This window comes from Roseburia sp. AF15-21 (assembly GCF_003479505.1).
GTDB classification, from domain to species: domain Bacteria; phylum Bacillota; class Clostridia; order Lachnospirales; family Lachnospiraceae; genus Roseburia_C; species Roseburia_C amylophila.
Map to the genome: position 1 here is coordinate 33,222 of NZ_QUHG01000005.1, position 16,278 is coordinate 49,499.

Annotated in this window: 14 protein-coding genes; 12 read left to right on the forward strand and 2 right to left on the reverse strand. The window is 40.8% G+C overall.

Annotated elements, in window-relative coordinates; translation table 11 throughout:
• Positions 1-32 precede the first annotated feature (32 nt).
• From DWW33_RS08530 to DWW33_RS08560, 7 genes are all read left to right on the forward strand, one after another.
• Positions 33-470: an EAL domain-containing protein gene (locus tag DWW33_RS08530; protein ID WP_158561824.1), complete on the forward strand. Its 438-nt coding sequence runs from the start codon at positions 33-35 to the stop codon at positions 468-470.
• Positions 471-670: 200 nt separating this feature from the next.
• Positions 671-2,125 carry a DUF6034 family protein gene (locus tag DWW33_RS08535; RefSeq protein ID WP_118639281.1) on the forward strand — a complete coding sequence of 485 codons (1,455 nt, stop codon included), beginning with the start codon at positions 671-673 and terminating at the stop codon, positions 2,123-2,125.
• A 9-nt stretch (positions 2,126-2,134) separates the two neighbouring features.
• Positions 2,135-3,121, forward strand: coding sequence for an efflux RND transporter periplasmic adaptor subunit (locus DWW33_RS08540; RefSeq protein ID WP_118639282.1), 987 nt, complete (start codon positions 2,135-2,137; stop codon positions 3,119-3,121).
• Entirely contained in the window at positions 3,118-5,340 is a 2,223-nt protein-coding gene (locus tag DWW33_RS08545; protein ID WP_118639283.1) for a biotin/lipoyl-binding protein, read from the forward strand. Before DWW33_RS08540 ends, DWW33_RS08545 begins: the two co-directional genes overlap by 4 nt.
• Positions 5,341-5,351: 11 nt before the next feature.
• The gene (locus tag DWW33_RS08550) at positions 5,352-8,183 is read left to right on the forward strand and encodes an ABC transporter permease (RefSeq protein ID WP_118639284.1); all 2,832 of its coding nucleotides are present in this window, start codon (positions 5,352-5,354) and stop codon (positions 8,181-8,183) included.
• The gene (locus tag DWW33_RS08555; protein ID WP_118177202.1) at positions 8,183-8,902 is read left to right on the forward strand and encodes an ABC transporter ATP-binding protein; all 720 of its coding nucleotides are present in this window, start codon (positions 8,183-8,185) and stop codon (positions 8,900-8,902) included. The genes DWW33_RS08550 and DWW33_RS08555 overlap by 1 nt, the downstream gene beginning before the upstream one ends.
• On the forward strand, positions 8,899-9,768 hold the full coding sequence (locus tag DWW33_RS08560; protein WP_118177201.1) for an ABC transporter ATP-binding protein: 870 nt from the start codon (positions 8,899-8,901) through the stop codon (positions 9,766-9,768). Before DWW33_RS08555 ends, DWW33_RS08560 begins: the two co-directional genes overlap by 4 nt.
• Before the next feature lie 25 nt (positions 9,769-9,793).
• Here the strand turns inward: DWW33_RS08560 and DWW33_RS08565 are convergent, their stop codons facing one another.
• Positions 9,794-10,372: an alpha/beta hydrolase gene (locus tag DWW33_RS08565; protein WP_118639401.1), complete on the reverse strand. Its 579-nt coding sequence runs from the start codon at positions 10,370-10,372 to the stop codon at positions 9,794-9,796.
• 194 nt (positions 10,373-10,566) lie between these two features.
• Positions 10,567-11,277: a GntR family transcriptional regulator gene (locus tag DWW33_RS08570; protein WP_117697741.1), complete on the reverse strand. Its 711-nt coding sequence runs from the start codon at positions 11,275-11,277 to the stop codon at positions 10,567-10,569.
• A gap of 164 nt (positions 11,278-11,441) precedes the next feature.
• On the opposite strand from DWW33_RS08570, the gene DWW33_RS08575 reads away from it, so the two are divergent.
• From DWW33_RS08575 to DWW33_RS08595, 5 genes are all read left to right on the forward strand, one after another.
• Positions 11,442-12,452 (forward strand): SIS domain-containing protein, encoded by a 1,011-nt coding sequence (locus DWW33_RS08575; protein WP_117697739.1) that lies wholly within the window; start codon positions 11,442-11,444, stop codon positions 12,450-12,452.
• The gene (locus tag DWW33_RS08580; protein WP_117697737.1) at positions 12,452-13,081 is read left to right on the forward strand and encodes an HAD family hydrolase; all 630 of its coding nucleotides are present in this window, start codon (positions 12,452-12,454) and stop codon (positions 13,079-13,081) included. Before DWW33_RS08575 ends, DWW33_RS08580 begins: the two co-directional genes overlap by 1 nt.
• Before the next feature lie 296 nt (positions 13,082-13,377).
• On the forward strand, positions 13,378-14,691 hold the full coding sequence (locus tag DWW33_RS08585; RefSeq protein WP_117697735.1) for an anaerobic C4-dicarboxylate transporter family protein: 1,314 nt from the start codon (positions 13,378-13,380) through the stop codon (positions 14,689-14,691).
• Between the two features lie 234 nt (positions 14,692-14,925).
• On the forward strand, positions 14,926-15,831 hold the full coding sequence (locus DWW33_RS08590) for a fructoselysine 6-kinase (RefSeq protein WP_118639285.1): 906 nt from the start codon (positions 14,926-14,928) through the stop codon (positions 15,829-15,831).
• Between the two features lie 22 nt (positions 15,832-15,853).
• The gene (locus DWW33_RS08595; protein WP_243088614.1) at positions 15,854-16,273 is read left to right on the forward strand and encodes a cupin; all 420 of its coding nucleotides are present in this window, start codon (positions 15,854-15,856) and stop codon (positions 16,271-16,273) included.
• The last annotated feature ends 5 nt before the right edge of the window (positions 16,274-16,278 follow it).

Sequence of the window (16,278 nt, forward strand, 5' to 3'; positions counted from 1 at the left end):
CTGCAGTTATTGCGAAAATGATCCTTCCATGTATGATTTGGGAAATTTTGTTCTGGAACAGGCTTTGTGGGACAGTAAAAGCTTTTTACAGCAGAAGCCTTCCGGTATCGGTAATCAATGAGCGGATGGCAGTATTAAGAGGCTATGGAATCAAATTTGCCATGGATGATTTTGGAACAGGAAGTTCATCTTCTGCCATGGCACTGGAGATGCTGATTGATGAGATTAAGATTGATATGAGCTTTATCCGGAAGATTCTTGTAAATAAAAAGAATAAGGCGATTGTCCAGAGCATGGTGGATTTTGCCAATGCAGCCAATATCAAGAGTTGTCTGGAGGGCGTGGAAAATAAGGCATTAGAAGATTATCTCCGGACTGTGGGAGCCACATGGTTTCAGGGATACTATTATTCCAGACCGGTTGGAGCAGATGAACTGGAGATACTTCTTTCGAACAGCTGGAAAAAATAAGAAAAGACAAAAAATAAAAGTAAAAATAGAATTATCAAGACCGGCAGTTTTGTGGCGATAAGAAATACAGCCATAGAATTGCCGGTTTTATTGTAATGATAAGATACAAAAAGTTTACATCTTCATGTTAAAGTAACACCAGAAACGAGGAAAATGGAAAGGTAAACAGAAAATAAAAGATGGAAAACGGAGGGGACAGCATGAAACATCCAATCTTACGAAAAATGATTCTGGCAGGTATGGTGATGGTACTTCTTACCGGATGTGGTGAGAAAAAAGTAGATTATGAGATGGAAACAGAACAGGAAACCAAAGGGGTGGTTGGTACACTGGATGAATTCCGGGAAGCGGATAACTGGGATGACAGCTTTACGGTAACAACCTCTGACGGAGATGTGAAGGTAAGAATCAATGCATCTATTGATGTGCCGGAAGCAGATGCCATGTCTGTGGTAGCGGCAGAAGAATTAAAGATAGATGTCGATTATAAGAAAAAGTTCCTGAAAGCATATTTTAAAGATTCTGAAATTTATTACCACGATTTTGAGCATCTGACAAAAGAAGAATTACAGACTGCCGTTGACAGCATGGATGGAACGATTGTTGCTGTCCAGTCTCAAATCGATGATTTGGAGAATAATGCACATCATCAGGATGTAGAAAGACATAAGGAAATGCTGAATGACTGGAAGGAAGAAACCGAAGAACAGAAAAAACAATACGAAAAAGCATTAGAGACTGCAAAAGATACCTATACTGCAGCAGAGGATTATGACAGCTGCAATGAATATGCAGGGTATTGCGGAGACCTTTTATGTAATGTGCGATTTGAAGTAAAAGAAACAAACGAAAATGCAATTGCCTACATTGTGGCATCGCCATTAGTGAAAAACAAGACGGACATTTATGTGAATCAGTATTATGGCCCACAGTCTCTAAAGGATTATGATGCTGTATATGGGAATGATACAGTAACTGCATATATCGACAATTCGGAAAAGGAAAATGGATGCAGTATTTCCCAAGAAGATGCAAAGCAGTTAGTGGAGCAGTTCTTAAAAGAAACAGGACGTGATAATCAGGTGCTTTATGGGCAGCAGGATTATTCCTGGGATGGCGCAAATGAGATAGAAGTGGATGGAGAACAGTATACCGATTATGCGGAGGTCATCGACTGGGGCTACCTCTTTGGTTATGGAACCGGTGTCAATGGACTGGCATTTAGTGATTCTTTGGATTATAACGACTTTGATATTTCCTGGGTTACGCCGGAAAACAGTGATGTAAATTTTGAATTAGAGGATGAGATACGATTTGCGGTTACGGATAATGGAATTACAGAAGTATTTATGCAGTATCCGGTAAGCGTTACAAAGATTTCAAAAGAAGTGGAACTGCTGCCGTTATCAACGATTCAAAATATAATCAAAGATGAGATTATAAAAAATGGAGACGATTACCAACTGGATGTGTGCAAGAATTTTAATAAGTTAAAGCTTGGTTATGCGCGTATCAAAGATGACCAGAAGGAAGGCTGTTACAGTTATGTGCCGGCGTGGTGTCTTTATATGGCATCCGGAAATGATATGAACCGGCATCCGGTATTTGTCAATGCCATGGATGGTACACTGATTCATCCTTTGGATGAAAGGTAAGGTGTGCCTATGGCAGATAGAAAGAAAAGAACGGGAAAATGGAAACTGTTTTTGTACCTGGCAGCAGGCAGTTTTCTGACGGGATGCGGAAAAGCAGAGCCAGAGCTTGTGTCAACTGCCCGGACACCATATGAGAAGCTGGCTTATGATACCACGGAAGTGAAAAAAGGAAATCTGACGCCGGAAATTACCTTGAAATTAAAAGCAGAGGGTTTGGAAAAGATTACTTATGATGCAACAAATACGGAATTGAAATTAGACAAAGTATATGTGGCAGTAGGCGATAAAGTGGAAAAGGGAGAGTTGCTGGTATCCTTCCGTTCAGACAGTCTGGAAGCAAAAATGACACAGTGTCAGGATGAGATTGCGGATAAACAGCTTCTGGTGGAACATTATGTAAACCTCATGAGCTGTGATGCATCCTTGGATTATAATGAAGATATTGCAAATTTAAAGCGGGATATTGAAGTAGCAGAGCTTTATGTGGAAGAGGCAGAAGAAAAGCTGTCCCGCTATCAGATTACAGCAAAAGAATCCGGTACCATTACAGCCATGGATAATTATCTGCAAAAAGGAGGCTTTGTGCCGGGAAATAATCTGATTACTGAAGTGTGTGGAACCGGTAACTATGAAGCAGACCTGCCGGAAGGCTATGAATTTAACATGGGAGATACTTATACAGCTACACTGGATGCACTGTCCTATGAATTAAAGGTTGCCGGTGTGGAAGAAAATAAAATCATATTTTCACCGGTATCGGATATGACATCACTTTCAGAGGCAGACGTGCTGAGTCTTGTGATTACGAAGCCCACGCTGGAAAATGTCATTTATGTGAAAGCCTCTGCCGTAAAGGAAGGTGAAGAGGGACACTTTGTCTATCTTCTGGATGATAGTGGATATCGTGAGGCGGTGCCGGTAACGGTTGGAGAAAAAGTAGGGAATCATTGGGTTGTTACATCCGGACTTTCCGGTGGAGAGAAGGTGACTCTGTGAGAAAGAAAAAAAGTTACGCAGGAAACGCACAAAGCGTGATTCCAGTAGTCCTGACAGGCCTGTTTTTTGTAATGTTAATTGGTGGCTGTGGCAGTAAGAAAACAGAAACAATACCAGACCTGGAAGAGCCGGCGGCAAGTAATGCTTCTTATCAGCAGGTGACCTATGGAGATATCGGAACCACCAACGTGCTGCTTGGAACAGCCGTACCAAAGGAATACGGACAGGCATATGAAGCGAATGTCATGGTAACAAAGATTCTGGTAGAACCGGGGGATATGGTGGAGAAGGGTGATGTACTGGCATATGCAGATGTAGACGAGGCAAGTGCGTCCCGGGAAGCAAAGCAGCAGGAGCTGTCGCATGAAAATACCGTATATGAATTAAATCAGAAAATCAACCAGCTGCAGCAGAATAAATTAGCAAATCAACAGGAAGCTGCAGTAGTGGATGATACGCAGGAAGCAATAACAGAAGAAAGCCCACAGGAGACAGGGACTGAAAATATCACCTCCCAGATAGCCGTCCTGCAGGAAAACAGCCGCTACGATACGAAGCTTCATGAGTACCGGGTGCAGAAACTGAACGAGGAAATTGCGGCATTGGATGACCTGATTGCAGATGGAACATTGAAAGCAAACCACAGTGGTGAAGTGGTTTATACCAAGAGCCTGACGGTAAGCCGGAATGCCGGTACAGGAGAAAATGTCGTTGTTGTGGCAGATACAGAAGACCTTGAAATAAAGCTTAAGGATGTAACGGTACAGAATTATAAATATAAAGATGTTCTTGAAAAATATATGCTGCAATCTGGCGAAAGAGTGCCGGTTACCGAGCGGGAATACAGCACTGACGAGCTGGTGCTTGCAAAGATAAATAATAATTATCCCAATGTTTTGATAGAAAAGCCGGAGGGCGTAGAGCTTAAGGCGGGAGAGTTATATCCCATATATTTTGAAGAGAAAAGAGCGGAGCATGTTCTGCTGGTGGGAAACAATTCTCTTTATCAGGAAGATGGAGAAAATTATGTCTATGTAGGAACCGGAGATGATACAAGGGAAAAACGTAAAGTAACAACAGGTGTATCAGACGACCATAATACCCAGATCGTAGAGGGATTAGAGGAAGGGGAAGCGGTCTATTATGAAACAATGGAGCGGATGCCTTCGGATTATACGGAGTATATGGTGGAACGGTCAGATTTTCAGGTGGAAAACCACGGATTAAAATATGGCAGGGCAGATAAGAATGCGAGGGTCTATCTTGCTGCAAAAGAAGGAGAGATTGTAAAAATAGCGGTAGAAAAGGATGCGGAAGTGAAAAAAGGTGACCTTCTTTATATTATCGATACCGGGGAAGGAAAGGCAGCCATTACAGAAGCCGCCAATGCCATTGAGACAGAGAATACTACTTATCAGAAACAGCAGGCAGACTATGATGCACAGCTTATAGAATTGCAGAATGCCACAGATTCTGTCAGTGACTATGACCGGCAGATCATAACCCTTCAAAAAGAAGTTGCAGAAGCAGACCATAGCTATACGCTGCAACAACTGCAGGCAGCTTACGATACGTTAAGCCGCGGAAATGACGGAACCGGAAAATTATCCGTTTATGCAGATGAAGATGGACAGGTTTCGAAAATAACTGTCTGGGAAGGAGACACGGTGGAAGCCGGAGATGAAATTCTTAAGATGAAAGGAGAAGCATCAGACTTACTTCTGGTGCAGATGGTGAGCAGTAAGTCCGTAACGGTGTATACGGATGATATTGCAGAGGCGGGAGAACCGGTAAGTATTACATCCGGGGATACGACTTACACCGGAACCTGTGTGGGATTTGCAGCAGGCAGCAATAATCTGGATGAGGGCTGTCTTTATATCGATGAAAATGGTGCTCATTATACCTTTCAGACAACCTCCGGGTATGATACACCGGCATTTTATGTACGGATGAATGATGAAATCGTAGATGATATGGGAAATGGAGAAAGCGTGGACTTCCCTTATATTTCCATGGAGGATGTTATAGTGCTTCCGGCAGGAATGATTTATGAAGAGAAGGATGCAATGCATCCGGATAAAGTGTCATATTTTGTGTGGAAGATGGAAGGGGATCATCTGGTGAAACAGTATGTTTTACTGGATGATACACTTACCGGAAATGGGAAAGTGGTTCTCTTTGGAATAGAGTCTGGCGATGTACTGGCAAGAGAGTAGGGGGATTTGGAATGTTACGTTTTGTCTTTTGTAAAATAAAGAATAAAAAAGGACTGAATTTGTGCCTGCTTCTTGGAATTACATTATTTATCGCGTTATTTGTCTGTCATCCGATGTTTGAACGTGGTGCCGGAAACCAGGTATTAAGAACAGGATTTGAAACATATGCAAAGGAACAGGAAACATTTCCTGCAGTGATGAATCGTAGTGGCAGCTATTCTTCGAAGGATTATAGTTCTGCAAAGGAAGTGTTAGAGAAACTTGTGGCATATGAGAAAAAATGGACCGAATATGTGGCGGTGGATACAGTGGCATCCGAGCAGTATTTAAGCCTTTCCGGTGGAAAAGCAGATACTAGCCTGGGCGGAACCAATGAATATTTTACCGTTGGATATCTGCCGGAATTATCGAAGAACACAGATATTACATACGGAGAGGGTTTAGACAGCGGAAATCAGGTGGAAACAAACGGCTGTTATCCATGCCTTGTCAGTGAAGAGACGATGGATGTCTACGGACTGGTGACAGGAGAAGTGCTTCATATGAAAATCCAGGGTGAAGCAGAAGTTTATGAAGTGGATTTTAAGGTGACAGGCATCATAAAAGAAAAGAATATCAATGATAGTTACTGGTATCACACGCTCAGTGATTTTGGAAATACACTGTTTGTATCAGAGAATACTTTTGATGCCATGATAGATTCCTTTGGACAGGATGAAATTAGTTACGAAGAAAATCTGATGTTAGATTACCGGCAGATAGATGCAAAGCATGCGGCAGAATATGCAGATTATATGCAGCAGTTCCGGACATCGGATACAAAGTATCGGGATAATATGGCAGATACCCTGACGTCCTTTTTCACAAAACAGCGGACGATACAGCAGATGTTGTGGGCATTGGAACTGCCATGCATTGTACTGCTGCTGTTATTTATCTATATGGTATCCTCCCAGATACTTTCTCTGGAAGAAGGGGAGATTGCAGTACTCCGGAGCCGTGGAGCAACAAAATTGCAGGTGGGTGCGATTTACCTGTTGCAGGCATCCTTTCTGGCACTGACAGGCGCAGCGATTGGACTTTTGCTGGGTTACGGAATGTGCAAAGGAGCAGCTTCCACCGACGGGTTTTTAAAATTTACCGGAAAAGATGTAAGCATGTATACCTTAAATGGGGGAATGATTCTCTATGCCCTGGTGGCGGCGGTTATTGTAATTTTATTTCTGACGATACCGGCGCTGCGACGGACAAAATATACCATTGTAAATGAACGGACAGCAAAAAATAATATAGTGACAAATCCCTTCTGGAAAAAGTGCTTTTTGGATGTTTTGTTACTTTTTCTGTCCTGCTATCTGCTTTTCAATTACAACCGGCAGAAGGAGAGTCTTGCGCTGGAACTGATTGCGGGAAAGGGGATGGATCCGGTAATTCTTTTGAATACATCGGTATTTATACTGGCAGCAGGCTTATTGTTTATACGTCTTTTTTATTATCTCATACTGGCGGTAGATAAAATCTTTAAGAAACGATTCCGCCCGGCAGAATATGCGGCATTTTTACAGTTGAAGCGGACTTGGTACAAAATGGGATTTCTGGCAGTATTTTTGATTATGACAGTAGCCAGTGGAATATTTGAAGCCAATATGGCGCGAACCATGAATCAGAATATGGAAGAGCAGATTGCATATGTCACCGGAGCAGATGCAGTGGTGGAAGAAAACTTCCAGCTGCAGGTTTCGAAAATGGAAGGAAAGGAAACCAGCTGGAAATATCTGGAGCCTGATTTTGGAAGATATGAAACATTAATCAAAGAAAATGTCTGTGAAGATGCCACAAGGGTACTGATAGATGAAAAGACGGATATTACTGCGAAAAACGGAACAGTTTTTGATGGAAATCTTATGGCAATCCACACAAAAGGCTTCGGGGAGACTGCACGGCTTAAAGATGGTGTCAACAAAGAACACTGGTTTTATGCACTGAATGCACTGGCAGAGGAGCCGGATGGGGTAATAATTTCTTCCAATCTGGCAGACAAATTAAAGTTAAAGGTGGGAGATACTTTAAGTTATACAAGGTATCTTCCGGCGGAAATCGGCGAAGATAAAATGGGCAGCAGGCAGGCAAAGGTCTGTGCAATCATAGACTGCTTCCCTGGTTATGAAAGATATGCTTATGTAAAGGATGAAGAAGGCAATTTAAATGAACAGGAACAGTATCTTCTGGTAGCAAATTATGCCACCGTTATCAGTGCTTTTGGTCAGACCCCTTACCAGGTGTGGATGAAGCTTTCAGATGGTGTGAAAGAGACTATGTTTACGAAAAGTTTTGCGGCAGCAGGCGTTCAGCCGCAACATATTACCTTATTGCAGGAACAGCTTGCCGGCAACCGGAATTCAGCCATGGTACAGGTGACAAATGGAATGTTTACATTAAGCTTTATTTTATCATTGGTGATATGTTCTGTAGGATTTCTGCTGTATTGGATCATGACACTGAAAAAACGGGAATTGCTGTTGGGAGTCTACCGTGCAATGGGAATGCGGATGGGAGAAGTCCGGAAGATGATTTTAACGGAACAGCTTTTTGCCTCGGCAGGACCGGTACTGGCAGGTGGAGGAATCGGAGCAGTGACAACGCTTTTGTTTGTACGTCTGCTTATGGTGGTCTATCTGCCGCAAAAGCATAATCTAGCCATAGAAATATACATTTATCCTACAGACCTTTTGAAGCTTTTAGCGGTACTTCTGGCAGTGATGTTATTCTGTTATCTGATTATCCGGAAAATACTGCGGAGCATGAAAATTGCAAAGGCACTTCGGTTAGGGGAGGACAGCTGATGGAACAGACGATAGCAATACGCACAGAAAATATAAAAAGATATTTTTCGTCGGGAGATGGCAGCATCGTCCGGGCTTTGGACGGCGTTTCCATGGAGATACCAAGCGGCAGTCTTACTATTTTAAAGGGACGTTCCGGCTCCGGCAAGACAACTCTTCTTAATCTTTTAAGTGCTCTTGATGTACCGACGGAAGGAAAAGTGGAATTTTTCGGAAAAGATTTGGGACATTTAAAAGACAGGGAGCGGGAGGACTTGCGGCGTTACCAGATGGGATTTGTTTTTCAGTCTGTGGCATTGATTCCTGTGATGAATGCCTATGAAAATGTGGAATTTGCCCTGCGGTTATCCGGTGATAAAGAGAAACGGAAGAAGGATAAGGAAGAGCAGAAAAATAGGGGAGAACAGAAAAAGCGTGTAATAGAAATCTTAGAACGGGTCGGACTGAAAGAACGGATTTATCATATGCCTTATCAGTTGTCCGGTGGCGAACAACAGCGGGTGGCTATTGCCCGGGCAGTTGCCCATAGACCACAGGTGATTTTTGCAGACGAACCAACCGGTGCACTGGATACGGCATCAGGGCTTGCAGTCATGAAGCTTTTCCGTGAACTGGTAGAGCAGGAACATATCACCGTAGTCATGACCACCCATGACCCGAATCTGATGGAACTTGGTGATTTCGTCTATGAATTAAAGGATGGGAGGCTGGTAAAATGATTCAGTGTGACAGCCTGGTAAAGATATATGAGATGGAACAGCATAAAGTCATGGCACTGGAAGGACTGGACCTTACGATAGAAGATGGGGAAATGATGGCAATTATCGGTAAATCCGGCAGTGGAAAGTCGACGCTGCTTAATATCATCGGAGGACTGGAAACACCCACAGCAGGAATCCTTATGGTGGATGGAAAGGACTTATCGTCCTATACGGAAAAAGAACTGGTTTTATACCGCCGTGACAAAGTGGGATTCGTCTGGCAGAAGAGTGTAAGAAATCTTTTCTCTTATCTTACGGCACTGGAAAATATTGAAGCACCCATGCAGTTTCATCCGGGAACATCCGCCCGGGAGAAGCGGAAGCGTGCCAGAGATTTATTAAAGGCAGTCGGTATGGAAGCACATGCGGATAAGTTCCCTTCCCAGCTATCCGGTGGCGAGCAGCAGCGGATTGCCATTGCCGTTGCACTTTCCAATCAGCCGTCGATTCTTCTGGCGGATGAACCCACCGGTGCAGTAGATACAAAGACTGCAAATCAGATATTTGAGCTGTTCCACAAACTGAATGAAGAATTTAAAATTACAATAATCATAGTGACCCATGATATGGCATTGGCGGATAAAGTGGAGCGGACAGTGCTGATTTCCGATGGCAAAATCAGTACCGAAAAGATTCGGAAAGTATCTTTAGAAGAACTGCAGTGTCTTGCAAGTGCAGCAGAATTTACCCATGAAGAATATTCCGTTTTAGATAAAGCCCACCGGCTGCAGCTGACAGAAGAAATGTTAGAAGAAGCCGGTATCGATTCCAATAAAGTGCGGATTGAGGTTCAGGATGGCAAAATCCTGATTCAAAAAGAATAAACCGGTACTTGCTGCAACAAAGTATTTATGAAGTAAGAAACCGCTTCGTTTCCTCCATGACATTGCGAAGCGTTTTGATATTATCAAGTGTATCCTTTGTTTCTAAAGAGTGATTGGCATCCGGATAGAGGAAAAGAGGAATCTTTTGCCCTCTGCTGATGCCAGTCACTTTTTCAATATCGCTCCAGGGATCGGAAGTGCCGAGAAAAGCAATGGCATTCTGCGGGTGGAAATCATAGGTTTCCCGTAAAGGGGTATAGAGAATCTGGCGGCAGGAAATATTTTCCTTCCTTGCATAGGCAGAGGCAATAACCGTTCCGATGCTCTTTGAGATAAATATAATTTCATCATAATCCTGCCAGTTTACGGAAGAAAGCTGTTTTACAGCCTGTTCATAAAGATAAGAAAAAGCCTGCTGCATTTTCTCCCTATTACCCCGGATATTTCCAGTGATATCGCTGCCGGCAAGGGAATAGTCCAGTGTAAGAGCGATTTCATAACCTGCTTCGGCAACAAGCTTTCGGCTGTAATAGAGCAGTGGTTTGTCACAGTGATAACCGATGCCCGGAAAAAAGACCGCCAGTTTATTTTTCGATAAATGCATAAGAAATTGTCCTTTCTGTTCCGGCATTTTCAGGTGGCAGAAACCGGAGCTTTTTAACCTTAGAAAATATAGTAGCACAATGGGAAATAATGACTTCTCTAAGGATATAATAAATGCGATAAAGTTAATTGTAATAAGGAACTTTATCGCATTTGCTATTAGATGAGCCGCATTGGAAATGGTGTAAATTGGAACTAAAAAATAAACTGGAACTTATCACCGATACATAGCTGTTTGCAAAGATTCGTGATAGTGTTGTCAACGTCGTGGATGGTACTTGATATCCGGAGCAGAGGATACCCCTTACTGATGTTTAAAGTCTTAGCCTCTTGGGCATTAGCGAAAACAATATCAAGTGTTTTACGTGAATGATCCAGAATGATATTGTGTTTTCTTAGTATTTCATACAAAGATGAGTCGTTTAAATCTTCTCCAAATAAAAAAGAAAAGGATTCAGGAAATTTATTGAACTCTAAGATGACAGGGACATTATCCATATAACGGATTCTTTCCACTACGAGTATTTTATCCCCTTCGTGTAGTGACATTTCAGTTAAATCCCGTTCAGAAGGATCTTCCAATGCAATTTTTATGGTCTTAGCTCCAGGTGTTGCGTTTTTCATCCGGCACATATCAGAAAAACTTATGACTTCTGTAATATTACGCTGCAATTTTTTCTCAGCTACAAAAGTCCCTTTTCCTGATTTCCTTTCTAAATATCCGGATTCAGATAAAACGGCTAATGCTTTTCGGACAGTAACTCTGCTCACATGGTATGATTCACTTAATTCATTTTCTGTAGGCAGACGACTGCCGGCCGCCCGTTCTCCGGCGTCAATTTCTTTTCGTATTTTTTCCTCCAATTGTTTGTACAGTGGTGTGGCAATGGTGTTGTTCAGTTCCATATAAATACCTCTCTCCTAATATAACTTTCACAAATATTATAAAACAAAGTTGCAAAAATGTATATATTTTCCTATATTGTATGATATATATTGACAGAATGTATTATATTGTATTATAGTAAACGCATAGAACAAATAAATACATTATAAAAAGGAGAGAAAAAATGGGATACGTAAGTAAAGACATTAAAAACATTGTGAAAGAAATTTTAGAAGAAAAAAAAGACATCGGTGGAATTAAAAATATTTATTTTGTGGGATGCGGAGGATCACTTGGCGCACTTTATCCGGCAAAAACATTTATGGAGAGAGAATCACAGGTTTTGAGATCAGCCTGGATAAACAGTAATGAGTTTGTGCATAGCACACCAAAGGACTTTGGAGAAAATTCTATTATATGTCTTGCCTGCCACAAGGGAAATACACCGGAAACGATTAAGGCTGCCAAATTAGGAAAAGAAAAAGGAGCGGCGGTTATTATTCTGACATGGCTGGAGGAATCAGAAATTATAGAATTTGGAGATTATATTATACATTATACATTTGATGCAAGTCCTGATCATCTTGCAGGGGATATTGATTATGCAGGAGAAAAGACGCAGTGTGCATTGCTTGTGGCAGTGGAATTAGTTGCACAGACGGAGGGATATGCTAATTATGATAAATTCTATGAAGCTTTAGGCATGATTAGCAATATCATCAGAAATGCACGTACACATGTGGCTGCCAGGGCAGAGGCATTTGCAGAAGAGTATCAGAATGATTCAGTGATTTATACAATGGGAAGTGGTGCAGCATATGGAGCTGCCTATATGGAGAGTATCTGTATATTTATGGAGATGCAGTGGCTTGATTCAAGCAGTATTCATACCGGTGAATTTTTCCATGGTCCATTTGAAGTTACAGATGCAAACCGTCCGTTTATGATTCAGATATCAGAAGGCTCAACCCGCGAACTGGATGAGAGAGCACTTACATTCCTGAAAACATATGCAAAACGTATTGAGGTTCTTGATGCGAAAGAGCTTGGCTTATCCACAATTGATGCAACAGTAGTAGATTACTTTAACCATGCACTGTTTAATAATGTATATCCGATTTACAACCACGCACTGGCAGTAAAGCGTGAACATCCGTTAACAACCCGCCGCTATATGTGGAAGGTAGAATATTAATGAAAAAATTCTGTGAAAAAAAATATGTATTGTTTGACTTTGATGGAGTTATAGCAGATACAGAAGAGAGTAATGGTAATTATCTAGGTCTGGCATTAAAAGAGTTTGGAGTGGAACTGACACAAAAAGACAGGGATAGACTAATTGGCTCACATGATTCCCATATTCTGCTGGAACTGCTGGAACGCTCGCCGGAGAAAATAACAATGGAACAGCTTTTGCAAAAAAGAAAAGAAATAGGAAATACATATGAAAATGGCTGCATTAAGCCGATGGAGGGATTACTGGAGTTTATTGCCGGTTTGAAAAAACAGGGGAAAAAGCTGGCAGTGGTTTCTTCAACCTCTACACGGCTGATTGTAGTAGCATTGAACCGGATGAAAATGCTGGGTTTGTTCGATGTGCTGGTATGCGGAGACATGTGCCGGAATAGAAAACCGGATCCGGAATGCTATAGAAAAGCAATGCAATATTTAGAAGCAAAGCCGGAAGAATGTATTGCAATAGAAGACTCGTTTATTGGTATACAGGCAGCAAAGGCTGCAAATATAGAGGTAGTTGCGTATACAGGAGCTGGTGAGAATCAGGATGTAAGTCAGGCGGATTATGTTATTTCTTCATACGTTTAACTGCCTGAGTGAAAGAAAGAGAAAACAGAAGAATAAAAAGTATTTAATTGTATGCCCGCCAGTGCTCCTGGCGGGTTTTGCTATGCACAATTAAATTGATATTGATGTACAAAAAGTGAAACAAAAAATTGTGCATAATGTCGAAAATGTATTTCTTTATTGACACAAATGTATGGAATCTATATAATACAAATAGATACAAAATAAAACAATACAAATAAAAACAAATTAATACATTTTGGTTTTAAAGTAGTGCACATGCTTTGGAATAAATAAAAAAGAGGAGGTAGATGTCCATGTTTTGGATTGAATTTATTGTTTTAATGCTGATTATTGTGTGGGGAACCAGAAAAGGTGGAAGTTTCCTGGCAATGGCTGGCGGCATCGGAATGTTGATTTTCGTATATATCTTTAGAGTGACTCCATCAGATCCACCGATTACTGTTATACTGATTATGTTGGCGGTAATTACCGCAGCCTGTACGATGCAGGCGACTGGCGGATTGGATTTTATGGTACAGCTTGCAGAAAAAATATTACGGAAAAATCCGAAAAACATTACTTTGGTAGCACCTTTTGTAGCGTATTTATTTACATTCTGTTGTGGAACCGGACATATTGTATATTCGTTACTTCCGGTTATTAATGAAATAGCATTGGAAAATGGAATTCGGCCTGAGCGCCCGATTTCTGTTAGTATTATTTCATCCCAGCAGGCAAATACCGGATCACCAATAACAGCTGCAACAGTAGCTATTGTGGGTTATATGACTATTTTTGAAAAAGTAAATCTGGCAACAATTATGCTGGTAGCAATTCCGGCAGCACTGATAGGAGTATTGGTTGCAGCATTGTCTGTATACAAGAAAGGTCTGGAATTAGAGGATGATCCTGAATATCAGCAGAGGGTTGCAGATGGACTGGTAAAGGATTTTAAAAAGAAAGTAGAAGGAGAAAAACAGGTAACCAAAAAAGCAAAGATTTCTGTTGCTATCTTCCTGGTTTCTATGGTAGTAATTGCAATATGCGGTATTTTCCCGGCACTCCGTCCAACATTTAGCGATGGTACACAGTTAGCAATGACATCTTTAATCCAGATTATTATGTATGTAGCTGCCGCAATTATTGTTATTGTAAGTAAAATTGATAGTAACGACATTTTAGAAGTACCGTTGTTAAAGACTGGATTCTTTGCTGTTATTCTTGCAGCGGGACTTTGCTGGCTGGTAAATACTTTTGTTGGTGCACAGACAAACTTCATTACAGAAAATTTGTCAGCTTTAACAAATGAACATCCATGGATTTATATTATTGCAGTATTTCTGGTAGGTGCACTGACAAGTTCACAAGCGTCTACGACAATGATTATGATTCCAATTGCAATTGCATTGAATCTGCCGGCTTATATTATTGTAGGTGGATGGATGGCATGCTCATCCAACTATTTTATCCCGGATTCCAGCCAGTGTATAGCAGGTCTTGCTTTTGACACGGCAGGTACTACGAAGATTGGAAAATTTATATTTAATCACAGCTATATGCGGCCGGGACTTGTATGTACAATTGTATCAGTATTAGTAGCAACAGGAATAGGATATTTTGTTTTCTGATAAAAACCGGTGGTGGCAAAATAAAGAAAACAGTAACAGCACACAGCCTGTGTTATTCTGACAGGCTGTGGGAACTGCCACCTCATGATGGATTGCCAGATATACATAAATATTAATAATGGCTATCTGAAAAAATGAAAGAGCGAATCTGGAAAAATAATTGCTTGTTGCAAAAAGAAGAGGTGAGGGAGTCTGGGTGAAAGAAAAATTGAAAGAAAGGAGAAAGAAATAAAAATGAGACAGCCTAGAATAATTGCAATTGGAGATGCAGTTTGTGACAAATATCTTTCCAGGGGGAAAATGTATCCAGGAGGTCAGTGTGTTAACACATGTGCATATGCACATATGAATAATGCAGAAAGTGCATTTTTAGGTAAATTTGGAAATGATGAAGTAGCAGAATGCATTCAGGCAGCACTGAAAAATATGAATGTAGACTTTTCACATAGCAGGAATTATGAAGGTGAAAATGGATTTGCATGTGTGACACTGAATCAGGGAGATCGCGTATTTGTCGGGTCCAATCATGGAGGTGTGGCAAAAGAGTATCCTTATGATTTTACGCAGGAAGATTTTTCATATATAAGAAAGTTTGATTTGATTTATACAAATCTGAATGCCTATATAGATGATGACATAGAAGAAATTGCTTCTTTGGGTCTTCCAGTTGCATTTGATTTTTCAAATCGATGGACAGACGAATATCTGAAAAAAATTTGTCCGCATATTAAAGTGGCAATGCTTTCCTGTGCACATTTAAGTGATAAAGAACGCGAAAGGGAAATGAGTAAAGTAAAAGAGCTTGGAGTTCCGCTTGTTCTGGGAACAATAGGAGAAGCTGGCTCATACATTTTATACCATGGTGAAATGATGTATGAAAAAGCTGTAAAGGCAGAAAGCATTATGGATACTATGGGTGCAGGAGACTCTTATTTCGCGACATTTTTGACATATATTTTACGGTATAAAGAACCGGAATTTTTTAAAGAAGAAAGTAAAGATGATGGGAATGTTAAAGAACTTTTAAAGAAAGCCATGCAGGCTGGAGCAGAATTCGCTTCAAAGATTTGCGGTGTCGAAGGAGCGTTTGGGTATGGAACGCCAATTGCAGGAAGAATAATTGATAATAGAAATAATTAAAAGGTTTAAGGAGGAACGCTATATGGATATAAAGCCGACAAGTTACAGGTATGATGGAGAAGGAATAGAATGTGCATATCGGAATGAAAAATGGGTTGTTTGTATCAAAAATTGGAAACCGAATAATGACATTGATGGGTTAGAGCATTTAGAGATACATCATACGACAGATGAACAATTCATTTTGATTTCTGGGAAATGTATTATTATTACAGCGGACAGAAAAGATGGAAAGTTTAATATTGAATTAACTCCGGTGGAGAAAGGAACATTGTACAATGTACCGAAAGAGCGTTGGTTTTTTACCATTGTAGAAAAGGATACCAAAATGATGTATGTGCAGGATGCCGGATGTAGTATGGATAATAGTGAGTATTGTAAACTGAGCCAGAAAGAAATTTCATATATTCAGAAATTAGCGAGACCAATGCTTGCAGAATAATATAA